Here is a 26,981-nt window from a genome sequence, read left to right as displayed (position 1 = left end):
GACGACAAGGCCCAGGCCCTCGCCCTCATCCGCGCCGAGATGGTCGAAAAGCTCAACACCTACAAGACCGCCTAACCCCCCACGACAGGGCCGGGGCCCCACCCAGGGCCCCGGGCCGCCCGGGCACCATGGGCGGTCATGCGGGCCCGCCGCAAATCCAGGCCAACACGAGACAGGTGGATCATGAGTCGCGTTCAGGGCGAATACACAGTGGCTTTCCCTCACGGCCGTGCCTTCCGGCAACTGATCCTCGAAGCGCAACGGATCCGTCCCGACGTGGGCTGGGCTGAGCACCGGGGTCTGCTGCGCACAACCTTTCGTGTTAACGCGAGTGAGGCTGTACACCAAGCGATGCAGGAAGAGTTCGCCGACTACCTAGCTGCCTCATGACACGGCTGAACGCGCAGTGTCCCCGGATGCCCATATAGACCTCCTGCGAGCCAGCAGAGGACCCCGGACCAGGGCCGGGCGGCCCTACCCCTCCAGGGGCCGCACGCGCCCGCCACGGCCCGGCCCCGGCGACCCCCTCTCCCAGAGGCCGGGGCCGGGCCACCCGCAAGACGGGCACTCTTCCGTCCGTGTTGCGTATTCACGTTTCACTGTGTATTCTTGTTGTATCAGCCAGTCGCCGCAACTACTTCTGGGAGAGCCCATGCTCGCGCTGTTTCGCCGTTCGCCGAAGGTCGCTACGCCCGTCACCCGGGAGTCGGCGCCCTGCCCTGGGACCGACGAGACGGAGGGCTTCTTCCCCGAGACAGGGCTCCGGCTGCCCTACGGTGAGGAGGGTTCCCTGAATGGCCTGGCTTGGGTGTGGGCCATGGAGGAGGAAGAGGACATCAAAGAGCGCAAAGCGATCTTCGAGGAGCGCGCCGCTCAGCGCCCCGAGTCCGGGCTGATCGTGTCCAACATCAAGAACGCGATGACTCACCCGCACCTGATTCTTCCCGGCGACTTCGAGACCAAGGGGGACCAGCGCGGAGGCACATGCGTCGTATGCGGAGAGCACGGTGAGCTTTCCGTCCTTAGGGACCTCCCCCGCAGTGACTGGCACGGTTGCGCGGACGGTCGGGAGTTCTAGAACGCTTTGACTCCAACGGCGCCGCCCGCCGTGGCGGCGCACCAACCTTCCTCCCTTTATCCCTCGCCCGTGTGCGCACGGCGCGCACTACAACACTTCCGGAAGGCCCCTGATGACCGACAGCAAGATCACGGAGCTGCTTGCCCGCGCAGCGAGCGGCGATGCCCAGGCCGCCGCCGCGTTCACGCGTGGGCGGGCGCTGCGACTCCACGCGGCGGAACTGGTCAGCGCCAGCGGTCGGACCGCCGCGCTGCGGATGCTTCGGGAAGCCTCGTAGCCGCACGCCGCGCCCGCTCCCGCTCCCGGCGCGCCCCTCCACCCGCCTCCCCTGCTCGCGCCCCGCTCAGCGTTTCGCTGGGCGGGGCCGCTTGCGTTCCGCAGCCCTCGGCGACCTGCTCAGCTCCCCGGCCCTCTCGGTCCCGTCTCGGCTCTGCCTCGTGCTCACGGTCCCTGGGTCTTCCCGCTTTCGTTCTCCCTGCCTCTCTGCGTGCTTCTTGGTCTGTCTGTGTCTCGTCTGTTGTCGTCTGGTTCCTCTGTTCCTCTGTCTCTGCGGTTCTCGTGCTCTTCGGTCTCTTCGTCTGGCTTGCTGCTGTCGGTCCGCCTGCCCTCGCGTTCGCTGCTCTTCTCTCCCTCGCTCCTCCCGTCCTGTTCCGCTCCTCGTCCGTCTCGCTCCTTCCTCACTCCCCGCCGGCCTCCTCCTTCCTGTCGTTCGCCTGTGGCTCTTCGCTGATGTCCTCAGTGCCCTTGGGGGTCTCGTAGAGAAGTAGTCGGCGCGCCACAAGCCCCTTGACCGTTCCCCTGAACTGCAGGTTTCCGTGTCGGAGGCGCAGCGTGGGGGCAAGTTGTGGGGCAAGTTGAAAGGCAAGCTGTAGAGCAAGTTGTAGGGCATGTTGTGAGGCAAGTTGTAGGGCAAGTTGGCCTTTGGCGGTGGTCTGCGGGGCCGAGTCCTGGCTTTCGCGTGGGGGTGATTTCTCTCCCCTCCCCGGATGTCGGAGGGAGGAGAAATCTCCCCCACGGCAGTTGGTTTCTCAGGGAGGAGAAATCTCCCCCCTTCCAGCGGGGAGAGATTTCTCAGTGACCAGGGGGGAGATTTCTCAGTGGCCGTGGAGGGGGAGATTTCTCCCCCTCTCGGGTTGGGGGAGAGAAATCACAGTCCGAGGGAGCGGCCCCGGGAGGGCCGGCGCCTGCGCAGGTTGGGCGGGCAGTTCGGCGCCGGCGGTTCTGGCCGGCTGGGACGTAGTGGGGTCATGCTCCCTGCGGCGACACGGTGGTCGCGACCGGCCCGTTGTCGGCGATGCGCCCATCGAGGCAGAGCTCGCGGTAGCCGGACGTGTAGGTGAAGCCGTGGCCGTCGCAAGTGGTGCAGTCCGGGGCGTGGGCGGTGGGGGCGCCGAAGCACTGGATTGGCTCTTGGTGGACGGCGGTGCCGTGGTGCTCCCAGGTGAGCACGGTGAGGACTTCGCCGGTGCCGTCGCAGCGCCCTGCGCAGTCGTGGGGATGCGGGTGGTCGTCTTCGTCCTGGTCGTCGAAGTCGCGGAAAGCGTCCAGGAGGTAAGCGCGGGCGCGTAGGTCGCTCACGGCGGCCCGGCGGTCGAAGGCGCGCAGGGCGTGGCCGGCGGCGGCCGCGGCCGCCGCTGCGGCGTTGTCGGCCGGCGCCGCGGTGGCGGCCCAGTCGAGGAGGAGCCCGCGGGTCATGAGGTGTTGCCGTTGTTCGCTGGCCACGTCGACGGCCGGGAAGAGGGGTGTGAGCCCGAGGTTGGCCCAGGCGTACGTGTCGAGCATCTGGCGGACCAGCCGGGGGCCGGATCGGCGGAACGGGCGCTGGTGCGGCAGAGAGTCGTCAGTGGCGTGTGGTGCTCGGCATGCGGGGCCATGGGCGTGGTGGTGGAGTCGGGCGTATTGGGCCCGCAGGTGGTTGAGGCCGTCGTGGGGGTGGTGGTCGAGGGCCAGGCCGTCGACCTTGCGGAGGAGGGCGCCGTGGTCGCGGGCGGCTTCGTAGAGGTCGGGGTCTTGGGTGCGCAGGGCGAGGACGTCGACGAGCGCGCCGGCGTGCAGGAGATGGAAGCGGCGCAGGGCGGGGACGGCGTTGCTGTCGGGGTCGTGTTCCAGAGTGTCGGTGAGGCGGTAGTGCGCCCAGCGCGCTTCGAGGATGAGCCGGGTGATGGACGGGCGTTCGTTGCGGTACGCCGTTACGGCGTGTTCGGGGTGCTGGCCGACAAGCACGGAGGTTCCCTTCAGGGCGACTGGTGTGCGGGGCCTGGTCGGCCCGCGCTTCATCGGGGCGTTGTAGGCGAGGTCACGATGGCGTCGGCCAGGTGGTGAAGGCGGACGTCCTGCGGAGCTGCGGCCTTGAAGACGCGGTGCGCGGCTCCGGCGGGGGCGTGGGGTAGTGCGAAGACGCGGCCGCGGTCGAGGACGGCGAGGAGGTGTGCGGCGTGGTGTTCGCAACCGTCGGCGCCGGCGTTGTCCTGGTCGAGCACGGTGACGACGATGGGGCCGGCGCAGGAGGTGGGATCCGTCGGGAGTGCGGCGGGGCAGTGAGTCATCGGTCCTATCCGGGTGGGCTGTGTGAAGCGGCTGGACGGGGCGCGTGGCCGCGCGAGGGTGGGGTGTCGGAGCGTGAGCCGCGGTTAGCGTCGTTCCTCGTCAAGGAGATATGCGTGGCCCCAGGGGTTCGGTTCCGGGACGGGGCGTCCGTGTGCAATGTCGCGGAGGCGCTCGCGGCGGCGTTCTTGTACGTAGCCGCGGCAGTGCAGGGGGTCGTGCTGGGAGGTGGGCCAGGCGGAGGCTGTGGCACACCAGGGGCAGTGCGGTCGCCGAGTGAGTCGCCGGCAGAAGGCGAGAGCGACCAGGGTGACGGCGGCTCCGAGGACGGTTCCGAGAACGAAGGGGTGCATCTGCTCTCTCCCACTGGATGATGCGGGGCCACCGGGTGGTGGCCCCGCATCGGAGGTAGTCGGGCGGGTGTGCTGGGGGTGGGTAACTGGTCGCGCGGCAGCGGATCGCCGGGGAAGAGGGCCAGTCGTGACTCACCCGGGCTGCGGGGCATGGGTCTTCGTTCCGTTTCCATCACCACCAGTGCCGGAACAGGTAGTCAGCGCGCGGGAGTTCGCGGCGACGGATGAGATCGGCGAGGATCAGCTCCAGCGACGGGGAGAAAGCGCGATCGGCGAAAAATCGGGACTCGAACACGGCGTTCTCAAGGTCTTGCGTTGCTGGCGGGTTCGCCTCGACAGTGGCTGGTGTGTTCTCGTCTGCGACGCGGATGCTCAGCCAGTAGTCCAGCTCAGTCATGCCGGTCTTGACGATGCTCTCGCCGGTGCGGGAGTCCCGGCCCAGATACATCTCGGCGTCGTCGAGGGCTCCCAGTGCCTCCAGGTAGTTCTCGTCGGAGGTGAGTTCGTACAGCTTCACGCTGTCATTGCCGATGTGCTCGTCGTCCCGCTGACATCCGCGCAGCGAGCTGTACGGCTTGCCGTAGACGCGCTCGGCGATGGCTTCGATCGGGATGTGGCCGTTCTCGGCGGTCACCCAATCAGCGTGCGGCTCCAGGACGTAGATGCTGTAAGACGTGTACTCGGGTGCATCGGGCATGGTCGGGTCTCCGGGGTGGTGGTGGGTCAGACCTGGTCGTGGAGATCGGTGTCGTTGTAGGTGGTCTGGGAGACCGTGATCCAGCCGGTTCGGTCGTCGTCGCGGAGCTGGAGCTCCCACTTGCCCGCTTGCCAGTGCTGACCGGTCTGCTTCCGGCCGACGTACTGGCGCTGACACTGCTTGCTGGGCTGTGTGCTGCCTCCCGTGGTCGCGCCCGAAGAGCCGGGGTTGGTGGTGCCGGAGGTGCCTCCGCTGGTGAGTGACTTGCCGGGAGGAGTGCCGCCCGACGTACCGCCGGAGTTGCCGGTGTTGTTGTTCTTGCCAGTGCTGCCCGACGAGCTGGACTTTCCGCCGCTGGACTTTCCGCCGCTGGAGCCGCTGCTGCGGCCCTCGAAGGAGGCGGTGGTGAATGAGCTGGTGCGGATGGTCGGGCAGTTCTCGCGGTAGACGTCCTGATACTCGGGGATCCAGCGACCGGCGTGGCCTCGCTTGTCGATGACCTCGCCGTGCGTGACGGGCTTGTTGGCGCAGCCGGTGAGGGCGAGGAGCGTGGCGGCCGTTATGGCGGTGCCGAGCATCAGAGTGCGGGGCGTGGTCACGGTGGACTCCCGAAAGGTGTGTGGGTGCGCTCAACTGCTACAGGTGTCGTAGGTGAGCTGCGTGTGACACGGATGCGGAACTTTCTCCGTCAAGAATCACAGTACACACTGAATTACCAACACGCAACGTCTAGTTGAGCGCGCGACCCATGGGGCTTTCGTCAGGCGTTGGGGGGCCGGGACGGGGCAAGAGGCACCGCTACGCGGACCCGGTCACCGAATGTTCTGGATGATCCAAGCAACGAGGCAGACGGCTGCGATGATCGCCCACATGCGCAGGGCGGCCGGATCCTTTGCGATCGGCCGGGCGTTGGATTCGAAGACCTCGACGGTCGGGATCATGCCGGCGTGAACGGTATCCCGGTGCTCATCCCGCTTGGCGGAGGCCTGGTCCTTGGGCAGCCATCCTGTCGTGACCTCGCACGGGCCGCACCCGTACCGCCATGCCACCGCGGGCTCCCCCTCCACTGGTCCTCTGAAGTGTGCTTCGACCGTACCGGGCGGCCGTGCGCAGCGGGACGAGAACAAGTCGGTAGGGCGCGGTAGATGGACGCGATAGACGCATCTACCGCTGGGATAGATGCGCAGGTCAGGCAGTCGTAGATGCGGCTAGTAGGGGGTGGGTTCGCCCTCTGCCCGGTAGGGGAGTGGCGGCCGGCGGAAGGCCTGTTGTGAGCGCCGAGTCGCCCCCTCCGGGCGGTGGCCGGCAGGGGGCGGTGGCGGGTGGTTCAGTCGGCTCCCGCAGGGGGCTGGATGAGGGTGATCTCGGACGGTGGGGCGGGGGGCTCGGACGGGGGTGGGGTGGGGGCGTTCACGGTGAGGTCCGGGACCAGTTGAGGGGGTACGCGTACGGCCCTGCCGAGGGACTGCTCGAGGTCCTCGATGTGGACCCCGAAGTAGTTCCGGCCCCGGATGCCCATCTGCTTGCGCACGGGGATGCCGAGGGCCTTGCACTTCTGCCTCAGCATGGGTTCGGTCCAGTCGGTCAGCATCTCCTTCGCATGGAGGATCTTGAGGAGGGTGTCGGTGTGGACGCCCTTTCGGTCGCCCTTGGGATCCGTTCGGACAGCGAAGGCGACGTTGTGCTCGACGAACAACCCGAACGCCGCGTCCGCTTCGGCCGGGCTGACCGTGAGCGGCTCCGCTTTGAGGTGCTCCTCCCCCGCCATTTCATGATCGTTTTCAATGTCGGTGCCACGCTGCTCCTTCTCGGCGGCGGCGGGAGCGTGGGCGGCTTCCAGGTCCTTCACGGTTCGGCCGGCCGACAGGCCGGTGCGGACGGCGACGGTCGTGACGAGGAAGAAGCCCGCGCCGCCGTAGGCGTACCAGAGCCCGGGATGTTTCTCCGCGAAGTAGAGGGCGACGTAGCCCGCGATGCCGAGAGCGAGCAGGCGGACGCCGAACCCACCGCTCTCCTCATCGCCTCCGCGCAGCCAGGCGCCCACGTAGCGCAGCACGACCATGGTTGCGCTAGCCACGACGGGCACCTCGCGGACGAACGGGATCTCCTCCAGCGTGGGCTGCCGTCGCTCCCGCTTGGTGGTCTTCGTAGTACCTGGTCGGCCGGGCGGAGTCTCGTCGGGCTTCCCAGTCATGCGCCCACCAGGGACAGCGCGGCAGTGGCGACCGCGATGACCGCCCGCCAAACAGAGCCCTGCGCCGCGGCCATGGCGGCCGCGGTGAGCATCCCCCACAGGGCGCCCGTGAACGGTACGAGGGGGGCGAACGCGGACATCACAAGCAGGATGATCACTACGCCGGTCATGCCGATGCTGCCAAGGTCAGGGTTCGCGGCCACTTGTCGCGGGATGTCCTGGACGGCGGTGCCGAGATCGTGTGGCCAGGAGCCGGCGCGCAGGAAGGCGAGCTCGGCGAAGAAGCCGACGGCCTGGGCGGGGCCAAGGGCCAGCTTCTTCCTGCCCTTTCCCTTGATGCCGTAGATGAGTGTGACGATCAAGATGACGCTGATGGTGGTGGCGGACATCGGGCCGAGGGCGCTTGATCCGGCCCCGGCGGCGAGCAGGCTAGTCACGGGTATCCCTTAGAAGGTGGGGGCGGAGAACCACAGAACGGCGATCCCGGCGGAGGCGACCGGGATGTGAGTGAGGAAGCGGACGACGACGCAGAACGAGGGCAACCGGTGCAGCCACTTCTCCACGAAGGCGGTGACGGCGCCGCCGACGACTGCCGCGAGAAGGAGCACGCCGCCCCCGACGAGGAACGGGGTGGACGGCTCGGTGCTGCCGGCGGCAGCGTCGTGCATGACAGCGAGGGTCCACTGGGGCAGGCCGGTGTTCCACTGGGCGGTGAACATGCCCCAGCCCCAGGCGCCGGCGGTTGCGGCTGATCCGTTGTGGAGGATGAACCGCTGCAGCGGCGTGAGCAACGCCCACCAGGCGGTGAGGGAGCCGCGGTTGCGGCTCCGGCCGGCGCCCTCCCCTGCGGGTGCGGAGGAGTCCTGGCCCGTGCCGTAGTAGTGGTTGTGCACCTCGTAGGTGCCCGGGTCTGGTACCTGCGGATCGTCGGTCTTCTGGACGCGGTACCAGTCGGGCTGGTCGCCCTCCGGCTGCGGGAGCTCGTCGTCGCCGACCGCGGCGGCAGGGCCGTCGGCCTGGTCGTCGTCCTCGTGCCGTCGCCAGGGGACGCGGGGCGGCCACACGCTCTTCGCCGTCTCCCCCGCGCTTCGCTTCTTGGGTGGCTGCGCCGGGTCTGCCGCGTCGTCCTGCTCCTCGGGGAGCGCCGGTTCGTCCGTCCGGGCCTGCTGCTCAGGGGGGTCGGTGAGGTCGATGGCCTGTCCGGGCGCGGGCAGTCGGCCGGCGCCGGGCTCCGTCGGGTTTCGCCGGTTGGCGCCGATGGGCTGCTGGTCCGGGGCGGGGTGGGCGGCGGGCTCGGGCTCTTCGTCGACGGGCTGCTCGGCATGACCGAGCGGCCGGACACCGATGCGGGACAGGACGCGGCGCAGCTGCGTCTCGTCAGCTCCCATGGTGTCCTCCGTCTCCGGGGTGGCGTGCGGTTCGCCCTGGGTGGCGTCGGCGTGCGCCCGGCTGCGCCGGCCGCGGGTGGAAGGGGTAGTGCTCACTGCTCGCTCCCCTCGTGGGAGGCGGGGCGCCGCACGAGGGCGAGGCGGGGCCGGCGCTGCTGCGGGGCGCCGGCGGTCCGGGCCGGGCGGCCGGCGTTCACCTGGCGGCGGGCCGGTGCGATGAGGTCGAGGGCTTCGTTGACGTGCTGGTCGAAGGAGGTGGCGGGCATGGGTGGTCCTCACGGTCGTGCTCGCAGGCAGCCTCCGGGCGCCCTGCGGAGCGGGGCGTCAGGTCAGGGCTGGCGGATGCCGGCTGCTGCGGGGAGGAGGAGGCCGCTGTCGTGCTGCTCGAAGTCGCCCACGGTCGGGTCGAGGGCGAAGCGCTCGTCGATGGCCAGCTGCTGGCCGGCCGGTGGCAGGGCGGGATCAAGGGCCCGGGGCGCGGCGGCCGGCTGCGGCGGCTCGTTCGCGAGGGCGAGGGCCTGGTCGAAGTGGTCCGGCTCCTCGCCGTCGGCGCCGTGCGCCGCGGGATGGGATGCCAGCGCCTCGGGCAGCCACTCGGCCTGCGTCTTCAGGAACCGCTTGGCCCGCGGGTTGCCGATGCCGAGGGCTTCGGCGCACTTGTTGATGCCCCAGGCGAACGTGCCGTCATCCTTGCGCGGGACGGTCTCGACGAAGGCGGCCATGACCTCCTCGTCGGTCTTCCGCTCCGCGCCCGGCGCCTCATCCTGCTCGCCGTCGACGTCCGGGTGCGGCAGGGCGGTGTCCTCGTCGTCACTGTCGCCCTCGGGCTCACCGCCATCAGCCATCCTGGCCCTGAACTGCGGTTCTTCGTTGTTGGCGGGGTGGGATGAGGGCGCAGGATGAGGGTCGGCCGCCTGGGATGGGATGGTCGGGATGGTGCCGATCAGGGTGCTGAGGATGCCCTCGAACGCGGCGGGATTCCTCAGGTTCATCCCGGCGATGTCGGACTGGCGTACGCGCATCTGCAAGCGGGCGACGACGCGGTTCAGGATGGCGGGGTCGGAGCATCCTGCTCGTTCGCTGGCATCCTGTGCGCGGGCGTCGGCATGCATCTCGACGAGGCGGTATACCCAGCGCGTCATCCCGCCGGCTCGCTTGACCGCGTCCTGGGCACGGCGCAGCCGGTACCAGCGGTAGGCCGCCCGGGAGATGCGGACCTCGGCGGTGGCTTCCTCCTGAGCCAGGTCCTGGCGGGCGGCGAGCAGCAGCGCGACACGGAAGGCCTCGACGGGGTGGAGCAAGCGCACCAGGGCGATGCGACGGTCCGGGCGTCCGCCCTTGTTGCGGGCGGCACGGCGCTCCTCGAGCGAGCCGATCTCCCAGAGCACGGCCGCCAGGACCGGCCACACCGCGCGAACGGCGCCGCCGAGGAGGGAGGCGGCTTCGGACGCGGAGAAGACCGCGCTGATGCCGGCCAGAATCCAGAAGAGCGCTCCGGACAGGCCCGGCCCATCGCCGTCGCGGGCGCGGCGGCGGGCTCGGCGGCCGCAGACCATCGCCGCGACGTCCAGTGCGACGAAGGGCAGGAGGTCGAACGGAGCGTCCAGGCCCATCTGGTGGTGGCCGACCCGGCGCAGACCGGTGGCCGAGAGGGCGGCCGCGGCCGCGGCGATGACGACGGTGAGGACGTCCTCGATCCGGCGGCCACGGCGGTCGGCGGCCGCGGCGCGCTCGGTGTCGGTGAGCGCGGCCAGGGCAACGCGGCGCCGGCGCACGGCGATCGCCGGTCCGAGGGTGAGGACGAGCGCCCCGAGGACGAACTGCCAGCTGCCGAAGAGTTCGGCCAGGGCCGCGCCGTGGGGGGCGAGGTCGGGTGTCACGGGGAGTCCCTCCTGGCGAGGTTGCTGGCCGCATCGGCGGCCCGGGCGCGCAGCGGGTCGTCGCTGGGCGGGGTCGGGTCCTGGGTGATCCAGTCCCTGTAGGCGTCACGCTCGGCGGTGGCCTGGCCGAGCAGGACCAGGAGCAGCACGGTGAGCGGGTTGACGGGCGGTACGTCGGCGCCGGCCGGCACGAGGACGGGGAGTAAGCGGACGTCGTCACGGCGGGCGAGGGCGCTGACCAGAGCGCGGTTGAGGGCGCGTTCGTCGCCGGCGGGGGTCATGCGGCGACCGTCCAGCCGGCGGCACGGCGGTAAGCGGCGACGAGCTCGTCGCGCCGGCGGGCGGCCTCGCGGATGTTCTCGATGTTCTCCAGGCGCTTCTCCGGCTTGCCGGAGGTCCCGAGGTACTGGCCGGAGAGCCTCTGCAGTTCCGCGCCGGCGGCGATGCGGGCGCGCCGGGCCTCCGCGGCGCGCCCGTCCATGGCGCGGGCGCGCTCCAGCCTGGTGGCCTCGGCGACCAGGCGGCGGGTCAGCTTCTCCGGAGCGAGGCCGCCGCGGACGCCGACGGTGTCGTCGTCGCGGAGCGCGAGCTCGGCGCACGCGGCCCGTACCGGGCAGACGGTGCAGTGGTCGCGGACCGTGCGGGCACGGCGCTGCTGCCAGTCGGCCTCCGGTTCGCCGTCCTCCTGGTAGAAGTTGTCGACGTCCGGCTGGACCGTGTGGCACACCGAGTGGGTGATGGCCCGGCGCAGCTGCGGGGCTCGCAGCTGCTGAGCGATGAGCCGGCCGTCATGGCCGGCCAGGTAGCCGCCGGCGACGAGGTCGTCGATCGACTCGGTGTCGGCGAGGTACCGGGCGATGCCGTCCTCGGTGAATCCGCGGGCGTCTGCCGGCGTCGGCGGGTGGGCTGCCATCATGGTGTTCACGCGTTCTCATCTCCTGCGCTCTGGTGGGTGAGGGCGCGTTCACGGCCTCCGGGGGGACCAGCCCCGGGGGCCGCTTGCTTTTTCACGCGCCATCTGCCTTAACTGCCTTAATGCAGTTGCGTCAGATGATGCACGCCATTGGCGATCACGTCAAGGAGAGGTCGAGCGGATGAGCCGAGAGTTCTGGCGGGTGCGGCAAGATGTGCGCATGACGTCCCATCACCCGCACGAGCAGGTCGCGGCCGCGCTGCGCGCCGACATCCTGAGCGGCAGGCTGGCCCCGGGCGATCAGCTCCCCGGCCAGCGCGAGTTGGGTGAAAAGCTCGGCGTCGCCCCGAACACCGTGGCCCAGGCGTTGCGGCTCCTCGAAGAGGAGGGACTGGTCGAGACGGCCCCGCGCCGCCGCAGTCGAGTACTGCAGCCGGCCCTCGCCATGACGGTCCGCCTGCACGAGGACGGGCTGATCAGGCCGGCGGAGTCCGGCGACGGCGGCCACGATGACACGAGGCGCGGGGTTCCCGGTACCGACGCCGCCGCGGTCGAGGCTCTGGGCCTCAAGCCGGACGCCGCCCTGTCCGTCCGGCAGTCGGTGCTGCTGCAGGCCGGCATCCCGTGGGCGCTGCAGACCCTCTTCACCCCGGACTCGCTCGCGGTGACCGGGGCCGAGGCCGCCACCGTCGCGCCGTTCACGGCGGGCACGCTGCGGCGCGAGGACAGCCACACCAGCACCTGGGGCGCGAGGTCCGCCACCACCGAGGAGTGCTCACTCCTCAAGGCCAAGGCCGGCACCGCAGTGTTCGAGATTCGAAGAGTCGGATATACGGATGAGCGCCCAACCTCATACCTTTTGACGGTAGTACGTGCGGATCGCGTGACTATCCGCACGGGAAGCGCCAGTTAGTAACTCTCTGCGCCAACTGCCCCCTCTTGGCCGCACTTTTCGACGTCGCGTGAACAACGCGCCGAGTGCGTGTGCACGGCGGCCGTCAGGGGATAGGGTGACTTCCGCTTGATCCAAAACGCCTCACCTCGGGCCCCCGGCGCACAGCGTCGAGGACGGGCCCGGCGAACCGAGAAGGCGGTTCTCCCATGACCAGCACCGCGCAGACCCGGGGCGGTTTCGCCGCGCCGGGCGCGGCGCTGCCGTGGGGGCGGCCCGGCACTGCCGGGCCCAGAAACACGAAATCCCCCGTGAAGGGGGAGTTGAGGATGTCGTAGGTCTTCCGGGCGGGCGCCTCTAGCAAAGGCTGCTCCTCGCCCCTCTCCACCGACTTCGGAGTTAGCAGCTCCTCTGCCGGCCGTCACCGCTCCGACCCGGGTTAGCAGCCCAGTCCGAGCGAGGACCGGACCGAATGGTCCGGCAATCACTGCCCTCCAGCAGCAATCCCCCCGAAGGGGTTTGTCGTTTCCCGGGGCGACCCGGGAGAACGGGGTCCATCTTGCAGTACACCTATGCCCTTTGTCAGCTCGGACGCCATCGAAGCACGCCGATCGCGGTGGTAATTCGCCCGTCCGTGACGCTAGCGCCACGCTGCGTTCCCGCTCTCCGGGTCGGTGCGGCCTGGATCCACCGTGGCCCACAGCGGTCCAGCGGTCTGCCCTTGACCAGCTCCAGCCGACACCCCTTGACCAGCAATGCCGAAGCCTCGCTCCCCACACCAGACCCACGAGCCTTCACGGGCCCGGTCAAGGGGGCCTGCCGCCAACCCAGAGAGCCCCTTGACCCGCAGGTCACAGGTTCGCTGGGGATTTCTTCGGGCGGACTGTCACACCGTCGGCTTTTTCGACACCCGTAGCAGCTGAAGGACCCGTTCCTTCAGCCCTCGCCCGAGTGCCTCTGGCCAGACCCCAGACCGCGCGTCCTTGCCGGACGCCGTCGAGACCCAGCGCACCCGAGTCGCCGCCCCGCGGCACCGGTGCGCCAGGAGAAGCGTGCCCCGCACAGCAGCACCACCGAGTAGCCCGCCGCCGGCGGGCGATCAGGCGCGCCCGCAGCGCCGCCAGCGGGTCAAGGTGCCCCTGCGCCTCGTCACCAATCCGCACTACGCCGACGTCGCGCTGACCGCGTACGTGAAGATCGCCGCGCTGGCGTCGCGTCCCGAGGGATGCACGGCGGCGACCGTGACCATCGCGGAGTACGTCGGCCTGTCGAAGGCCTCCGTCGAGCGCGGCATGACGCAGCTGATGCGCCCCGGGCACGACGGCGTCGTCGAGCTGTCCTCGACCCGCCGTTCCCTGCCCGGCGGATGCGGCACCTCGGCGGTGCGCCGTACCCGGCCCCTGTCTGCGACCGAGCGGTTCGTATGGATCCCGGTGGCCGCCTCCGAGGACCTCACCCCGCGCCAGCTGCGCGCGTACGCACTCATCGCGTACGCCCAGGCCCAGCGGATCCCGCTCACCGAGTCGGAGATCGCAGGGGCGCTCCACCACCACAGCGGCCGACGGGCCGGCCAGCCGCTCACCACCGCGGCCGCCGGGGAGATCGTCGACGAACTGGAAGCCACCCGGTGGATCACCGTGGAGCGCAGGGCCGGCGTGCGCGGCCGCCACCACTTCATCGCCCACGACATCCCCGCCGCCCTTCCTCAGGACCCCTGTGGACAACCGTCCACCGCGGACGTCGCACCCTCCTCCACCTCTGGTCCTGGTGAGGGATCGGGTTCCTCGGCTGATGCGGGATCACTCGCGACTAAGGAAGAACCTAGGACTGACCGACCTGATGACGAGCGCGCCCCCTTCTCACCCGCCGTAGGCGAAGTACAGGTAGGTGAAGCTGTGGAAAACCGCGGTGCGCAACCGCCGCTCGGCGACGGCGACGGTGGGCTCGCGCTGCGCGCGGATGACCACCAAACCCCCTTGACCACCCCCTTGACCAAGCCCGCGGGCACCCCCTTGACCAACCACACCGGCGCCTACGACGGACCCGGGCTCACCATCAGCGCCCGGGTGCACGCCGTTCTCGAGCCGGTGCACAGGCTCTACCGGCAGACCAGCGTCTACATGCAACGGCGCATCGCCCGGGAGGTCGGCCAGCAGCTGCGCTCCGGCATCGACGACGCCCGGCTGCGGCAGCGCCTGGAGGAACGGGCCGCCCGGTTCTTCACCGACGAGATCCGCGACCCCGGCCGGTGGATCCTCGGCGTCGGCCTGCCGCACTGGGGCTGCGGAATCTTCGACTGCGAGGCCGGTGTCCTGTGGAGCAGCGGCCGCAGGTGCTCGGTGTGCGAAGAGATCGTCCGCGACCGGCGCCGCGCCACCGCGCAGCCCGAGGCGCCCACTCCCACCCTCGTCGTCCACTCCACCCCCACCGGCACTCTCACCCAGCGCTCCACTCCCGCCATTCCCCGGGGCCGGTGCCCCGAGTGTGGCTGCGCCGTCCTGGTGCTGGACCGGGCAGAGCCGGGCCGCAGGTGCAGGCCGTGCCGAGAGGAGCACGATGGGGTGCGCGCCGGCCGCCCGTCCTCAGCGGTGGAGCCCGAGGTATGCGCGGGGTGGGACGGCAGCGGATGCACCCGTCCTGCCCTCGGTTCCACTGGCCTCTGTGTCCGGTGCCGAACCCGGCAGTTGGAGCGGGCCGCATCGTGAGCCGTCCACTCCACCGCCCCAGAGCTCTCCACACTCCGGTTGGCGATGCGCTGGCCACGCCGGAGCCACGTTGCACACAGCGGGCGCCCGCGGCCTGGACGAGCTCGACGATCCACGACAGGACATGGTGGTCCTGACGTCTCAGAGGCGCCCCTTGACCAGCTTTCGCGGCGGCCGGTTTCCCCTTGACCCGCGCCCTGGTCAAGGGGAAACACGGGCCCGCGACAAGCCGCCGTGGAGTCCCGGTCGAGGGTGGGGCGGCGCGAGCGCACGCTGCTGTCTCCGCCACCGCGAACCGCGTGATGCACCCACCACTCCCCACCCCGCCACTTGCGTAGCCCACTCCCCACCGCCCGGTCCCGCGCACCGGGTGGGCTCCATCCGGTGGCACCGCGTCCGCAGTGGAGCCCACCCGGTGGCGAGTCGCCTTCGTCCATCGGGTGGGCTCCATCGGCTCGGACCACCCGATGGGCGACACCCAGTGGGCGACACCCGGTGGACGGGGTGTGGTTCATCCACTCGGTGGGCTCCATCCGATCCGGTGCACCGGTGGCGCCCACCGATGGCGGCCGGTGGACGAGGCGATCGGATGGGCCCCGGTGGCCACCCGAGCCGCAGGCAGGATCGGAGTGAAGCCGCGCGTGCCACCCACCCGAGGGGATCGCCGGCAGCCAACGTCCGGCGATCCCCTCGCCGCCCTCTCCTCTCCCCCTTGACCAGCTTCACCGCATCATCTGGCCCCTCAGCCACCCCCTTGACCGGCCGTGCTTCCACCCCTTGACCACGGGACGGGGCGCCTGCTGTTTCCCCTTGACCTGGGCCCGGGTCAAGGGGAAACGCAGCAGGCGCCAGAGGGCCAGGATCCGATGAGGCCGGCGCACGGCACCGACACGGACAGCCCCTCTGCCCGACGACGGGCGGCCGCCCAGCAGGGGAGCCGCGGGGCCCGGCTGGCGCTTCCTCCCCGGCGACACGCACCGGAGCCCGGCGCCGTGCAGAACGGCGCGTGAAGGCGATGGCGACCCGGGGTGTCTCGGACCCAGTTCGCGATGGCGTCCATCGCGATGGGCCGATGGGCGGGAGGTCCGGGCCCACCGTGGGTGGCCAGTGGGTGGAGGTTCGTGAGCGCCGCGACGGGGCGTGGTCCATCCACTCGGTGTGCTCCATCCGGTCAAGTGGATGGCGCCGGCTCCGCGGTGCCTTAGGTCCGTCCACTGGAAGTGGTCTCCACCGCGTCCTCGGTGGAGTGGGTCGCACCCATCCACCTCGCCGAGTGGATGCCATCCCCCTTGACCACTCCGCCCACCCCCTTGACCGCGGCCCCCCTTGCCCAGTTGGGCGGCGGGTGCCGACGTCCGGTTTCCCCTTGACCTCGTCGCGCCGGAATCGCCGTCAGACCGCGGTCAAGGGGGGCCTCGGGAGTGTGAGCGCCATCGAGACCAGATGGCGCGAAAGGACGGACACGGACGTGGCCACCACCCAGCACACCCCGGCACTTGACTCCTCCGAGTCCACAACCCGCTACGACACGCTCGCCCTGATGAACCGCGACTGGGACGTGCTCTGCCGCGACCTGAGGGCGGCGGACCGCGTCGCCACGTGGGCCGAGGAGCACCCCGACCTCGCTGGGGCAACCAGTCCCCAGGACGTGGTCGACAAGATCTCCGTCTACTACCGCCGCGGTGACTTGGACGGACACGACCGCGTGATGCACCTGCTGGTCGAGCGCGCCGGCGGGACCGGCTTCGACGCCCACCTCGCGTGGCGGGTGGCCGTGCGCGTCCTGCTGCCCAAGACGGTCTTGATGGCGAAGACGCAGCGGCGCTCGTACGGCCTTCCGTGGGACGACGTCTGCGCGACCGTGCTGGGCGCTGCCTTCGAGGTCGTCCGCACCTACCCGCTCGACCGACGGCCGCGACGGATCTTCAACAACCTCGCGCTCGACACCCTGCAGCTGACCCGCCGCACCCTGGCCGCCTGCCTCGACGAGGTGGAGGACGTCCAGGAGTTCGCCGCCGGCGTCGCGCCTCTTGCCTCAGCTGAGTGCCACACCCGCTACGCCCACGTCGTCTCCAGCGAGGACCCCGACACCCCGCACGGCACGGTCGAGCTCGCGGACCTGCTGATGCGCGCTGCCCAGATGGAGCTCGTCGGCGTCGATGAGCCGGCCCTGTCGCGTCACGAGGCGCGGACGGAGGTCCTCGACCTCCTGCTGTGGGCGGTGGAGATCGGAGCGCTGAAGGAGCTCGAGGCGCAGCGCATCGCCCGGTACTACCTGTCCACCTCGCAGCGGCCCGAGCAGCGGCACATGACCACCCGCTCCATGGGCCACGAAGGGGACCTGCTGCGGCAGCACGCCAGCCGTGCCGTTCGCACGCTGCGCACGAAGGCGCCCCTCGCCCAGTACCGCGCCGCGGCCTGAGAGCGGCCGGCCCGCGCCGTGGATTGACCGCCGCAGAGGTCCCTCGAAAAAAACTTCGGCCCGACTGTCACACCGCGGACTTCCTCGACACCTGTAGCAGGCGAGAGGCCCGCCAGAGCTCCTCCAGCCCTAACGCCCCGCCCCGACCCTTCAACCTCCGGGAGAACCGACGTGACCACGAAGTCCCCGGCCGGCACCGGCCGACAGCTGCTCGACGCCGACGAGGCCCGTGTGGCCCGTGCTTCGCGCGAGCTGACCAAGATTGCCGCCGCTCTGGTGAGCCGGCCGATGGACCGTGACCTGCACCAGCAGATGCGGGCCTTCCTCGACAGCGAGTCGGAGCCCGCCCTGGCGTCGTGGGATGTGCTGCTGGCCCGAACGCCGGCTCAGCTCAAGGAGCGCATCTCGACCGTCCTGACGGTCCAGGCCCTGCGGACGGCGTCGTGAAGCGCCAGCGCCGGCAGCGGAAGGCCGACAAGAAGAAGCAGTTCGTCGAGGCGGAAGTCTGGGACGAGGAGGTCGAGGAGAACCAGGAGTCGCCGACGGACCAGCCGGATGAAACCGGGTGGAAGGCGAGCACCGCCCACATGTCCGGGATCTCCCGGCTGGCCCGCGTCGGTGTCTGGGCTCTCGTGGCGTCAGGCCCGGCTCTGGGAATGCTGGCGTTCCTCAGCGCGTCCGGCCCGGCCCAGGGCGCGACCAAGCCGGTCGTTGCCGCAGCGCCCGCGTCCTCGGTCGGACCGGCCGGCTTCGCCGAACTGTTCGTCGCCGCCTACCTCCAGGCCGGCCAGGGCACCGAGCGGGACCTGACGCCGTACTACTCCGGCTCGTTCGCACTGGCCGTCAAGCCCGGGACCCGCGAGGCCACGCAGTCCACCGTCCTGGCCTCCCGTGAGGTTCAGCCTGGCTACTGGTCGATCACCGTGGCCGCCGACGTCACGGCGCACGACGACAAGGGCAAGGCGAAGCGCCTGGGGGTGCAGTACTTCCGCGTCGGCATTCAGGCCACCGGCCCGGCCAGTGCCGGCGGTACCGACAAGGCGGCATTCGATGCCGGCTACGCCGCGACGTCCCTGCCGGCGCAGGTGGCCGCACCGACCTCCGTCAAGCCCGGCGGCCTGGCGTACGAGACCGACCGCGGGTCGAGCAGCGCCGACCCGTCGGTGGAGACCGCGCGCGGGTTCCTGGCCGCCTACCTCACCGGCTCCACCGAGCTCGACCGCTACACCTCGCCCGGCACGCGCATGCAGGCCATCAGCCCTGCGCCGTACGCCGCGGTGAAGGTGACCGGCGTCCAGGACGACGCGCTCACCGCCGGACAGCAAAAGGTTCCGGCCGACGGCACGGTGCTGCACCAGCTGGTCCAGGTCGATGCCACGGACCAGGCCGGCAGCCCGGTCTCGCTGAGCTACGCGCTCACCCTCAAGTCCCGCGCCGGCCGCTGGGAGGTCGCGTCCGTCGACGACGCCCCGGCCATCCGCGCGAGCAGCCCGCCCTCGGCGGCGCCGCACACCACCACCCCAAGCCCCGACACAGCCACGGCATCTCCCTCGCCGTCGCCGTCGAACTCCTGAAGAAGAGGAATCGTTCATGCACACCCTGGCAGCAACCAACCCCGACCACGTCGTCCTCGCCGGCGACGTCCTCGACTGGGCCAACACCAAGACGGGCCAGGTCAAGACGCTGGTCCTCACCGTGGCCGCCCTCATGGCGATCATCGCCGTGCTGATGGCCTGGTGGAAGACCCGCTCCTTCGTCGGCACCCTCGTCGCCTTCGTCCTGGCCGCCCTCGTGCTGTGGGGCATCAGCAACCTCTCGGTCCTGCAGACCAAGGTCGGCTCCGAGATCAACGACACGGGCACCAACGCCATGTCCGTCCACCCGGACGCCAAGACCGGCCCCGCGGGAACCGGTAAGGACTGGCAGCTGTCATGAGTGCCTCGGAGGAAGAGCTGATCGGGCACTCGTACACGCGAGCCCGTAAGCACCCGCTCGTCATCGGCAAGCTCCCCGGAGCCGGCCGGCTCCCGGGAGGGCCCTACACGATCACCCAGGTCATGACCATGGTGATCAGCTTCGGGCTCCTCGTCATGACGAAGGACCTGTGGGCCCACTTCGGCGCCATGAACTTCATCCTCATGGCACTGATCCCCTGGGGTCTGGCCTGGGTGCTGCGGTACGCACGGCTCGACGGCCGGGACCCGGCACGCGCCGTGCGCAGCCTGCTCATCTACTCCTCCACCCCGGCCCAGGGGCGCCTGGCCGGCAAGCCGCAGCGGGTCGCTCGACCGCGACTGGCGACCGCCACCTGCACGGTGCGCGTCCGGTCCGCCGAGCGGCCCGCCCCGGCGGCGGCCGTAGCGAAGCCCGCACCCGTACCCGCGCGCAAGCCCCGTGCGGCTGCGCCCGCGGCGCCGGTGGCCGCGGTGCCGACGACCGCCGCGGCCGCGCGGCCGGAGCCGAAGACCGGGCTGCAGGCCCTCCTCGCCTCCCTCGACGAGCAGTAACCAGCTGCCTCGACATCACCACCAGCACAGAAAGAAGAACGCCATGCGTCTCCCCGTCCGGCACATCAGCGGCCACCTGATCTGGACCACTGCCGCCACCGTGTGGGCGGTGTGGCGCGTCGACACCGAGAACTACACCCACGCCTCGAAGTCCACGAAGCGCGAGCGACTGGACTCCCTGGAGTCCCTCTTCAAGTCCCTGCGAGGCGAGGCCCTCCTGCTCAGCCTGTGCCCGAGCGTCGACGCCGCGTCGGTCGTCACCCGCATGACCGCCGGCGTCGACCTCGACGCCTCCCCCGAGTACGTCGACCTCGCGCTGAAGGTCCTCGACCAGCTCCAGGACCTCGAACTCACCGGCCGCGTCGACTTCCTCGCGGTCCCCCTGTCCCACGTCGACTTCAAGCAGAGCACCCGGGCCGTCTTCTCCTCCGTCCAGTCAGAAGTCATGAGCGCCCTCGGCCTGCCGGTCGCCCCGATATCCCTCTCCGACGAACGCCAGCGCCTGGAGCAGGCCACCCGCCTGGCGGCGGGCTGGCCCTCCGGCATCAAGATGCGACCCGCCACCGAGGCGGAAATCCTGTGGATCTACGGGCACAGCGCCCGCCGCGGCCTGAACGAGCCGCTCCTGCCCGAGGACGGCGCACCGCGGGGTCTGCGCGGCCGCGGCCACACGGTGACCGCCCACACCCAGGTCATCCTCGACGAGGGCGGCCGCGGCACCCGGGCTTCCAAGGGCCCCACCAACCCTTTCAAGCGCCGCTACCTGCGCGCCACCAGCGAACACGGCGACTCCTACCAGGCGTTCTGCGTGCTCTCCGAGATGCCGGAAGCCTTCCGGTTCCCCGGCAGCGAGTACCTGGCGGCGTTGGACGAGTTCAACTTCCCCGTGGACTGGGCCGTCCGGCTGCACGTCGAGTCCGGCTCGAAGGCCGAGCCGAAGAGCCGGCGGCAGCAGCGCGAGCTCGCGCACCAGCGCGGCGAGTACGACGGCGAGACCTCCGGTGTGCCGGCATCACTCGACAAGGCGTCCTTCGCCCTGGACGAGTACCGCGACCGGCTCACCGCCTCCAGCACCGAGGTCGAGATCCGCGCCACCGTCGCCACCTGCGTGTGGGGCACGACCCCCGAAGAGGCCGACGAGAAGGCGACGTCGCTGGCCAACCACTTCGGCGGCAACGACTACACGCTCGTGCGGCCCACCGGCGACCAAGTCGCGCTCTTCCACGGCATGCTGCCCGGAACCAAGACCCCGGGCCCGATGCTCGACTACACCCAATACCTGCTCGCCCGCGACTTCGCCATGTCGATGCCGTTCTGCGGCGCCGGCCTGGGCGACGACTCCGGCAGCCTCTTCGGCCTCCAGCTCAACGGCGGCGGCGTCCGCCCCGTGCTGGTCGACTTCTCCCACGGCCCCCGCGTCAACGCCTCCGCGTCCGCCGCCTTCGTCGGCGAGCTCGGCTCCGGAAAGTCCGTCGCGATGAAGTGCGCGATGTACTCGATCCTCACCACCGGCCACCGCACCGGGCAGAGGAACTCCCGCGGCCGCGCCCTGGTCATCGACCGCACACCCCAGCAGGAATGGTCGCGGTTCGCGCTCGCGTGCCCCGGCACGACCCAGATCATCAACGTCGACGAGAACGCCGGCGTCAGCCTGGACCCCCTGCGCGTCTTCCGCGGCCCGCGCGCCGCCCGCTACACCGAGTCCTTCCTCACCCCGCTCCTGGACATCGGCTCGATGAGCATCGAGGGCATCACCCTCGCCGAGGCGATCGAGGCCACCCGGCTCGGCCCGAAGCCGAGCATGACCGCCCTGATGAACACCCTCGCCGACCGGGCCCGCACACCCGACCCGGACGAGCCGAACGACAACGCGGTCCGCGGCGCCGCCTCCGAACTCGTCCGCAAGCTGCGCTCGCTGGCGAAGAAGGACCTCGGCCGCACCATCTTCGACCCCACGCTGCCAGTCGTACGGATCACGGACTCCGACAGCATCGTCTTCGCCGTCGACCGCCTGGGCCTGCCCACCAAGGAGGAACTCTCCGAGCACCGCCTCCCGAGCCTGGAGGTCGAAAAGCGCTTCGGCTGGCGGCTGATGTACCTGATGACGGCGCTCTGCCGCGAGATCGCGTTCGCCGACCCGAACGAGTTCGCCGGCGTCTTCCTCGACGAGTGCTGGTGGCTCACCTCGTCCGCCGAGGGCTCCAACCTGATGCTCGAGCTCATCGCCGACGGCCGCAAGCACAACGCCGGAGCTTTCGCCGGCAGTCACGACCCGTACGACATCGGACCGAAGAACGAGATCGGCGACAAGATCAGGGCGCTGCTCAGCCACATTTTCGTCTTCCGCCACCGCGGCAAGGCGTTGGCCGCGCGGTGCCTGGAGTTCCTCGACCTCGACCCGACCGACGACGAGATGCTCAAGGTCATCACCGAGAACCTCAGCCCGCTCAACGTCAGCGAGACCGAGCGCGCCCTGCGGGCCGGCGAAGGCCTGTACCGAGACCTCCGCAAGCGCATCGCGGGCATCAAGGTGCTGATCCCCGCGGACGAGAATGCGGCCGCCGCGATCACCACGACGCCCGGCCAGCTCGACGACGAAGCCGACGAGACCGTGCAGCTCGCCGAGGCGGCGGACGGGGTCCTGGCATGAGTCGCCTCCGGCAGCGTGGCCTCAAGCGGCGCCTGGGTCTGATCGGCATTCTGCTGGCCCTGTTCACCGTGGTGCTGGCCCCTGCGGCCACGGCAGACCCGTCGCCGTCGCCGTCGCCCAGCACGTCCGCGCCGGCGAAACCGGCTGCCGGCCCCGGCGGCAAGAACCTGAACCAGAAGCCCAAGGACGGCAGCGACGGCCTCCTTCAGCCGTTCAACGTCACCGACAAGGACGGCGTCCCGATCAGCTCCTACACCGTCAAGACGGACACGGGCGGCTGGAAGGACATCGACCTCAAGATCTGGAACATCGTTGCCCAGCTGCTCTTCGGCGTCTCGAAGTGGGTCATCGGCTTCACCTGCTGGCTGATCAAGTGGGCGCTGAACTTCGGGCTGGCCAAGGTCATGGTCGGTCCCGTCGAGGACATCTCCAGCACTATCAAGAACCAGGTCATCGACCGGCTCGGCCTCCCCGGCCTGTTCCTGACGTTCGCGGGTTTCTACTGCGGCTGGCTGATCCTCTTCAAGGAGCGCTCGCGCGGCTTCGCCGAGATCGGGGTCTCCCTGGTCGTCGCCGCACTGACCACCACCGTGCTTGTCTCGCCGGCCCAGGTCCTGCTCGGCCAGCACGACCAGGCGCTGCCGCAGGGCTCCACCATGCTGCTCTCGGAAGGAGGCCTGCTGGGCAAGGCGAAGGACTTCACCCTAGAGGTCGCCAGCATCGTCCTGGCCGACGACCCCGCGAGCGCCAAGGGCAGCGCCGACCCGGACAACGTAGCGAAGCCGATCACCAACGCTCTGGTGGAGGCGTTCATCGTCAAGCCCAACGAGCTCATGGTGTACGGGCAGACGTTCGACGGGCCGTGCGACAAGGCCTTCCGCGAATACAAGCTCGCCGAGTTCAACCTCGATCAGCTCGGGATGAACTACTGGGACGCCGCGATGATGGATTCGATCTACGACACGAACTTCATCGGGCAACTCAACGACAACGCGAAGAAGTTCGAGGCGGCCTGCGGGGACGTGAAGCCCAAGGCCAAGCGGGCATCCGCCGACCTTGCCTTCTCCGCTCTGTTCGTCGCGATCGCCGCGGTCATCGTGGCCATCCTCATGATCCTGGTCACCGGGACGTTCCTCACAGCGCAGGGCTGGCTGGCCTTCGAGGCGATCCGCGGTCACTGGGCCCTCACCGCCGGCATCCTGCCCGGCGGCGGCCGCGCCACCTTGTGGCGCTGGTTCTCCGCGATCACCAAGGCCGTTCTCGGCATCATCATCGCCATCCTCTTCCTGGCGATCTTCATCCTGATCGTTCTGGCCCTGATCGACGCGGACACCGGTGACGTCCTGGCCGTGAAGTTCATCGTCATCGACGTCACGGCCGTCGCCGGTCTGGCCGGCCACAAGAAGATCAAGCAGACCGCGCAGAGCATCGCGGTCAACCTCAACCGCAAGCTGGCCAATGCCCGCGTCGGCGGCGCCGGCCGCCGCTCCGTGTTCAGCAGTCCCGGCCGCTACGCCGAGACCGCCCCCGGCCTGAAGCAGATGTGGGGCGAGGCCCGCAGCGAGGCGCGGCGCGTGAGCAAGCCCGTCGGCCAGGGCCTGAAGTCCGCCAAGAACGCCTGGGTCGGCTCACCCCAGGCCAACCGCAAGGCTGGCAGCCGGCTGCGAACTGCTGCCCGGCTCGCCACCAACGCGGCCGCGGCAGTCGGCACCGGCGGTGCGAGCACGGCCGCGAAGGTCGCGGCGCAGCAGGCGGCCAAGCAGACCCTGAAGAAGCGGCTGGCCACGGCGGCCGCGAACAAGATGTCCCAGACCAGGGGCGGCAGGGCCACCATGGCCACCGGGAAGGCGGCCGCCACCACTGCCAAGTACGGCGCCAAGGCCGGGAAGTTCGCCTTCATGGCCACGGTGGGCGCGCCGGTGGGGATCCCCCGCGGTGTTGCCGCGACCAAGCGTGGTGGCGCTGCGGCGATGGCGCGCGGGAAGAAGGTCGGCGACGACCTCAAGGCTGTGAAGGCGCGCACCGTCGACAAGAAGGTCCAGGAGGCCAAGGACTTCGGAGCCGAGTACAAGCGCAACGTCGCCACGGCTGGCAAGTTCGTGGCGAAGCAGGGGACGAAGGCGCAGGTCAACCTCGGTCTGGCTCCGATCCAGTCGAACCCGAGGGCCGCGAGTCCTCCCGGGCCCCGGGCCGGTGCCATCGCGCCGAGGACTCCCGGGGGCGCATCGGCTGCGGCCGGTGCCAAGACGCCCGGGCCCAAGGCGGCCGGCACCAAGACGCCGAGCTCGGTGAAGCCGCCGGCCGCCGGGCCGGCCGGGGTGCCGAAGATGCCGACCCCGCCCACCCCTGCACCGCCGACCCCGCCGGCCGCGAAGAAGTCGACGCCGGCCAAGCCGCCGGCTCCGCCCCGGGCCATCCGGCGCGCCACCCGGCCGCCCGGCCCGCCCAGGCCCCGGCCGTAGCCGGGCCGCGGCCGGGGCCCGACGGGCCCCGGCCGCCCAGATCACCGCACCAGAACCACCTCACGGGGGACCCTCATGCCGAAAACCGATGTCGCGCGTGCCCGCGCCCAGCGCGGGACGATCGCGCTGTTCGCCGCTGCGGCAGTCCTGGCAGCTGTCGGCGTCGCCCTCTTCCTCGGGCTCGGTGGGAGCGATCGTCCCGCCGCCCCTGAACCCTCTGCCCGTACGGCCGCACCCTCGGCAGCTGCCACCGGGAGCAGCTCCGGCAGCGCACGCCCGACGACGGCCTCGCCCGTAGCCGAGCCGTCCGAGCCGTCCGAGTCTCCCGTCGCCTCGGAACCGAGTTCGCTGCCCTCACCCCTGCAGGAGGCGGCCCGGGCGTTCACGACCGCGTGGGCCAGCCACGACGCCCGGCCGGGCCGGGACACCTCGTTCGACGACGCCTCCCGGCGCGCCGCCGCCTACGCAGACGGCGATCTGGCCGAGGACCTGCGCACTCACACCGGCGGCAGCGCCGGCCGGCGCCAGTGGCTGAACTGGAAGGACCGTCAGGTCCAGGTGACGGTCACCGTTCTGCGGGTGTCACTGCCGGACGGAGCTCCCGCGCCGACCGAGGACTCCGCCTTCGCGCGCGTGATCTACAGGCTGTCCGAGACGCCGGCCACGGGTACCGCCGTCGCGTCGGAAGAACAGGTGGCGCTCAAGCTCCGCCGTGGCGCCGACGGCAGCTGGCGCGTCGTGGGGCTTCCCAATGTCTGAGCAAGGCGAGTCCAAGGCCCTGCGCAGAGTAGTGATCTCGATCCTTTTGTCATGCCTGCTCGGCTTCGGCTTGATGCTGGCTGCCGTGCTGGCGCTGACCTCGGCGATCGGTGAGGACAACACCAGCGACGCGTTGGAGAACGCGGGATTCGGCGGCGGCCTGTCGGACACCAAAGACATCCCCGACTGGCTGCGCCCGATCATCCTCAACGCGGTGCGGGACTACGGCTGCGCGGAGACCACGCCTTCGCTGATCGCCGCCCAGCTCTACCAGGAATCCAACTTCCGCAAGAACCCGCCCGACGGTGGAGCGGGCGCGCTCGGGATCGCCCAGTTCATCCCGTCCACCTGGGCCACGCAGGGCATCGACGCCAACAAGAAGGGCGGCGCAGACCCGCTGGATCCCGAGGACGCCGTCCCGTCGATGGTGTCCTACGACTGCAAGCTCGCCGACGAGATCCGCAGCGTGCCCGGCGACGTCGTCGACAACATGCTTGCGGCGTACAACGCCGGCGGCGGCGCGGTGAAGCGGTACGGCGGCATCCCGCCGTACAAGGAGACCCGGGACTACGTCCGCGAGATCCGGGAGCGGGCGGAGAAGTGGGCCGCTCCGATGGACGGCAAGGTCTCCGGTGGTCTGGCCAAGGTCGTCGCCGGCGCCAAGGAGGCGTACAACACCCCCTACGTCCTGGGCGGCAGCTGCAAGCCTCCGTTCGTGGGCTCTACCGGCTGCGACTGTTCCAGCCTGGTCAAATACGCCTGGAGCAAGGTCGGTGTGAACCTCCCCAGGGTCACGTACGACCAGGTCGGCATCGGCAGCAAGGTCAACTCGGCCAAAGACCTGCGGCCCGGCGACCTCATCTTCTCCGGTGGCAGCGCCTCTAGCCCGGAGCACGTCGCCATGTTCATCGGCGGCGGAGAGGTGATCGACGCACCGCACACCGGTGCGCGCGTCCGGATCGAGCCCCTCTCGTTCTGGACGGACCGAATCCTGATCATGAAGCGTCCGGACTACACCGAGCCCGATTCAGGCGGCACGTCGGGCTCTTGGGTCGCCCCGGTCGCCGACGAGCACATCGGCACCGGATACGGGGTCTCGGGGTCAATGTGGTCGAGCGGCCACCACACTGGCGTGGACTTCCCGGTAGGCAAGGGAACCGCAGTTCGCGCGGTGGGCCCGGGCACCGTGGTCACGGCCGGCTGGAACTCCGCGTACGGCTACCAGGTGGTGATCAAGCACGGGGACGGCAAGTACTCGCAGTACGCGCACCAGTCCTCGCTGAACGTCTCCGTCGGCCAGAAGGTGAAGGGCGGCGACCGGATCGGATGGTCCGGCGACACGGGCAACGTCAGCGGCCCGCACCTCCACTTCGAGATACGTACCGGACCCGAGTACGGATCGGACATTGACCCGCTGGCCTACCTCCGCGGTCACGGCGTGAAGATCTGACCCACGGCCGGCGTCACGCGCCCCCTGCAAGGGGGACGTGGCGCTGGCCGACGCAACTCGGCGAAGAATTTCGGAGCGGAGTGTCAC

Annotated in this window: 25 protein-coding genes; 13 read left to right on the top strand and 12 right to left on the bottom strand. The window is 70.3% G+C overall.

From position 1 onward, the window contains the following. Nucleotides 1-652: 652 nt before the first annotated feature. Both AB0M92_RS36085 and AB0M92_RS36080 read left to right on the top strand, forming a co-directional pair. Complete coding sequence (locus tag AB0M92_RS36085; RefSeq protein ID WP_366106590.1) at nucleotides 653-1,078, top strand: hypothetical protein; 426 nt, start codon at nucleotides 653-655, stop codon at nucleotides 1,076-1,078. A 112-nt stretch (nucleotides 1,079-1,190) separates the two neighbouring features. Continuing rightward, entirely contained in the window at nucleotides 1,191-1,355 is a 165-nt protein-coding gene (locus AB0M92_RS36080; RefSeq protein WP_366106589.1) for a hypothetical protein, read from the top strand. A gap of 968 nt (nucleotides 1,356-2,323) precedes the next feature. On the opposite strand, the gene AB0M92_RS36075 is transcribed toward AB0M92_RS36080, so the two are convergent. From AB0M92_RS36075 to AB0M92_RS36020, 12 genes are all read right to left on the bottom strand, one after another. Next, nucleotides 2,324-3,301, bottom strand: a complete 978-nt coding sequence (locus AB0M92_RS36075) for a hypothetical protein (RefSeq protein ID WP_366106588.1) — start codon at nucleotides 3,299-3,301, stop codon at nucleotides 2,324-2,326. A gap of 50 nt (nucleotides 3,302-3,351) precedes the next feature. Then, on the bottom strand, nucleotides 3,352-3,624 hold the full coding sequence (locus tag AB0M92_RS36070) for a hypothetical protein (protein ID WP_366106587.1): 273 nt from the start codon (nucleotides 3,622-3,624) through the stop codon (nucleotides 3,352-3,354). Nucleotides 3,625-4,147: 523 nt separating this feature from the next. Further along, on the bottom strand, nucleotides 4,148-4,609 hold the full coding sequence (locus AB0M92_RS36065) for a hypothetical protein (protein WP_366106586.1): 462 nt from the start codon (nucleotides 4,607-4,609) through the stop codon (nucleotides 4,148-4,150). Nucleotides 4,610-4,698: 89 nt separating this feature from the next. Further along, nucleotides 4,699-5,271 (bottom strand): hypothetical protein, encoded by a 573-nt coding sequence (locus AB0M92_RS36060; RefSeq protein ID WP_366106585.1) that lies wholly within the window; start codon nucleotides 5,269-5,271, stop codon nucleotides 4,699-4,701. A 213-nt stretch (nucleotides 5,272-5,484) separates the two neighbouring features. Next, nucleotides 5,485-5,613 (bottom strand): hypothetical protein, encoded by a 129-nt coding sequence (locus AB0M92_RS36055; protein ID WP_366106583.1) that lies wholly within the window; start codon nucleotides 5,611-5,613, stop codon nucleotides 5,485-5,487. A gap of 386 nt (nucleotides 5,614-5,999) precedes the next feature. After that, nucleotides 6,000-6,749, bottom strand: a complete 750-nt coding sequence (locus AB0M92_RS36050) for a hypothetical protein (RefSeq protein WP_366106582.1) — start codon at nucleotides 6,747-6,749, stop codon at nucleotides 6,000-6,002. Between the two features lie 113 nt (nucleotides 6,750-6,862). Beyond that, nucleotides 6,863-7,303 (bottom strand): hypothetical protein, encoded by a 441-nt coding sequence (locus tag AB0M92_RS36045; protein WP_366106581.1) that lies wholly within the window; start codon nucleotides 7,301-7,303, stop codon nucleotides 6,863-6,865. A gap of 9 nt (nucleotides 7,304-7,312) precedes the next feature. After that, the gene (locus AB0M92_RS36040) at nucleotides 7,313-8,350 is read right to left on the bottom strand and encodes a hypothetical protein (RefSeq protein WP_366106580.1); all 1,038 of its coding nucleotides are present in this window, start codon (nucleotides 8,348-8,350) and stop codon (nucleotides 7,313-7,315) included. Continuing rightward, nucleotides 8,347-8,520: a hypothetical protein gene (locus AB0M92_RS36035; RefSeq protein WP_366106579.1), complete on the bottom strand. Its 174-nt coding sequence runs from the start codon at nucleotides 8,518-8,520 to the stop codon at nucleotides 8,347-8,349. The genes AB0M92_RS36040 and AB0M92_RS36035 overlap by 4 nt, the downstream gene beginning before the upstream one ends. A gap of 63 nt (nucleotides 8,521-8,583) precedes the next feature. Then, nucleotides 8,584-10,134 (bottom strand): DUF2637 domain-containing protein, encoded by a 1,551-nt coding sequence (locus AB0M92_RS36030; protein WP_366106578.1) that lies wholly within the window; start codon nucleotides 10,132-10,134, stop codon nucleotides 8,584-8,586. After that, the gene (locus AB0M92_RS36025; protein ID WP_366106577.1) at nucleotides 10,131-10,415 is read right to left on the bottom strand and encodes a hypothetical protein; all 285 of its coding nucleotides are present in this window, start codon (nucleotides 10,413-10,415) and stop codon (nucleotides 10,131-10,133) included. The genes AB0M92_RS36030 and AB0M92_RS36025 overlap by 4 nt, the downstream gene beginning before the upstream one ends. After that, nucleotides 10,412-11,050 carry a WhiB family transcriptional regulator gene (locus AB0M92_RS36020; RefSeq protein ID WP_366106591.1) on the bottom strand — a complete coding sequence of 213 codons (639 nt, stop codon included), beginning with the start codon at nucleotides 11,048-11,050 and terminating at the stop codon, nucleotides 10,412-10,414. The genes AB0M92_RS36025 and AB0M92_RS36020 overlap by 4 nt, the downstream gene beginning before the upstream one ends. Before the next feature lie 178 nt (nucleotides 11,051-11,228). Between AB0M92_RS36020 and AB0M92_RS36015 the strand changes: the two genes are divergently transcribed. From AB0M92_RS36015 to AB0M92_RS35965, 11 genes are all read left to right on the top strand, one after another. Beyond that, complete coding sequence (locus AB0M92_RS36015) at nucleotides 11,229-11,960, top strand: GntR family transcriptional regulator (RefSeq protein ID WP_366106576.1); 732 nt, start codon at nucleotides 11,229-11,231, stop codon at nucleotides 11,958-11,960. A 1,031-nt stretch (nucleotides 11,961-12,991) separates the two neighbouring features. Next, a complete protein-coding gene (locus tag AB0M92_RS36010; protein ID WP_366106575.1) occupies nucleotides 12,992-14,644 on the top strand; it encodes a hypothetical protein in 1,653 nt (550 codons plus the stop codon). 1,468 nt (nucleotides 14,645-16,112) lie between these two features. After that, a complete protein-coding gene (locus AB0M92_RS36005) occupies nucleotides 16,113-17,066 on the top strand; it encodes a hypothetical protein (protein WP_366106574.1) in 954 nt (317 codons plus the stop codon). A gap of 171 nt (nucleotides 17,067-17,237) precedes the next feature. Then, nucleotides 17,238-17,513, top strand: a complete 276-nt coding sequence (locus tag AB0M92_RS36000; protein WP_024126962.1) for a hypothetical protein — start codon at nucleotides 17,238-17,240, stop codon at nucleotides 17,511-17,513. Continuing rightward, entirely contained in the window at nucleotides 17,510-18,640 is a 1,131-nt protein-coding gene (locus AB0M92_RS35995; RefSeq protein WP_366106573.1) for a conjugal transfer protein, read from the top strand. Before AB0M92_RS36000 ends, AB0M92_RS35995 begins: the two co-directional genes overlap by 4 nt. 16 nt (nucleotides 18,641-18,656) lie before the next feature. Then, on the top strand, nucleotides 18,657-19,001 hold the full coding sequence (locus AB0M92_RS35990) for a hypothetical protein (protein ID WP_366106572.1): 345 nt from the start codon (nucleotides 18,657-18,659) through the stop codon (nucleotides 18,999-19,001). Then, the gene (locus AB0M92_RS35985; RefSeq protein WP_366106571.1) at nucleotides 18,998-19,573 is read left to right on the top strand and encodes a hypothetical protein; all 576 of its coding nucleotides are present in this window, start codon (nucleotides 18,998-19,000) and stop codon (nucleotides 19,571-19,573) included. Before AB0M92_RS35990 ends, AB0M92_RS35985 begins: the two co-directional genes overlap by 4 nt. 43 nt (nucleotides 19,574-19,616) lie before the next feature. Continuing rightward, entirely contained in the window at nucleotides 19,617-22,223 is a 2,607-nt protein-coding gene (locus AB0M92_RS35980; RefSeq protein WP_366106570.1) for an ATP-binding protein, read from the top strand. Beyond that, entirely contained in the window at nucleotides 22,220-24,685 is a 2,466-nt protein-coding gene (locus AB0M92_RS35975) for a hypothetical protein (RefSeq protein ID WP_366106569.1), read from the top strand. The genes AB0M92_RS35980 and AB0M92_RS35975 overlap by 4 nt, the downstream gene beginning before the upstream one ends. Before the next feature lie 75 nt (nucleotides 24,686-24,760). Beyond that, nucleotides 24,761-25,444: a hypothetical protein gene (locus AB0M92_RS35970; protein WP_366106568.1), complete on the top strand. Its 684-nt coding sequence runs from the start codon at nucleotides 24,761-24,763 to the stop codon at nucleotides 25,442-25,444. Beyond that, nucleotides 25,437-26,894, top strand: a complete 1,458-nt coding sequence (locus tag AB0M92_RS35965) for a peptidoglycan DD-metalloendopeptidase family protein (protein WP_366106567.1) — start codon at nucleotides 25,437-25,439, stop codon at nucleotides 26,892-26,894. The genes AB0M92_RS35970 and AB0M92_RS35965 overlap by 8 nt, the downstream gene beginning before the upstream one ends. The last annotated feature ends 87 nt before the right edge of the window (nucleotides 26,895-26,981 follow it).

The sequence above is a fragment of the Streptomyces sp. NPDC051582 genome (assembly GCF_040681715.1).
Taxonomy (GTDB): Bacteria; Actinomycetota; Actinomycetes; order Streptomycetales; family Streptomycetaceae; genus Streptomyces.
Note: the sequence above shows the minus strand (reverse complement) of the source record. Positions and strands in the feature narration are given on the sequence as shown.

Bases quoted from the DNA above. Each gene is read 5' to 3' on its own strand.
- AB0M92_RS36085 (WP_366106590.1), top strand. From the start codon at position 653: ATGCTCGCGCTGTTTCGCCGTTCGCCGAAGGTCGCTACGCCCGTCACC.
- AB0M92_RS36080 (WP_366106589.1), top strand. From the start codon at position 1,191: ATGACCGACAGCAAGATCACGGAGCTGCTTGCCCGCGCAGCGAGCGGC.
- AB0M92_RS36070 (WP_366106587.1), bottom strand. From the start codon at position 3,624: ATGACTCACTGCCCCGCCGCACTCCCGACGGATCCCACCTCCTGCGCC.
- AB0M92_RS36055 (WP_366106583.1), bottom strand. From the start codon at position 5,613: ATGATCCCGACCGTCGAGGTCTTCGAATCCAACGCCCGGCCGATCGCA.
- AB0M92_RS36035 (WP_366106579.1), bottom strand. From the start codon at position 8,520: ATGCCCGCCACCTCCTTCGACCAGCACGTCAACGAAGCCCTCGACCTC.
- AB0M92_RS36025 (WP_366106577.1), bottom strand. From the start codon at position 10,415: ATGACCCCCGCCGGCGACGAACGCGCCCTCAACCGCGCTCTGGTCAGC.
- AB0M92_RS36020 (WP_366106591.1), bottom strand. From the start codon at position 11,050: ATGATGGCAGCCCACCCGCCGACGCCGGCAGACGCCCGCGGATTCACC.
- AB0M92_RS36015 (WP_366106576.1), top strand. From the start codon at position 11,229: ATGAGCCGAGAGTTCTGGCGGGTGCGGCAAGATGTGCGCATGACGTCC.
- AB0M92_RS35990 (WP_366106572.1), top strand. From the start codon at position 18,657: ATGCACACCCTGGCAGCAACCAACCCCGACCACGTCGTCCTCGCCGGC.
- AB0M92_RS35985 (WP_366106571.1), top strand. From the start codon at position 18,998: ATGAGTGCCTCGGAGGAAGAGCTGATCGGGCACTCGTACACGCGAGCC.
- AB0M92_RS35980 (WP_366106570.1), top strand. From the start codon at position 19,617: ATGCGTCTCCCCGTCCGGCACATCAGCGGCCACCTGATCTGGACCACT.
- AB0M92_RS35975 (WP_366106569.1), top strand. From the start codon at position 22,220: ATGAGTCGCCTCCGGCAGCGTGGCCTCAAGCGGCGCCTGGGTCTGATC.
- AB0M92_RS35970 (WP_366106568.1), top strand. From the start codon at position 24,761: ATGCCGAAAACCGATGTCGCGCGTGCCCGCGCCCAGCGCGGGACGATC.
- AB0M92_RS35965 (WP_366106567.1), top strand. From the start codon at position 25,437: ATGTCTGAGCAAGGCGAGTCCAAGGCCCTGCGCAGAGTAGTGATCTCG.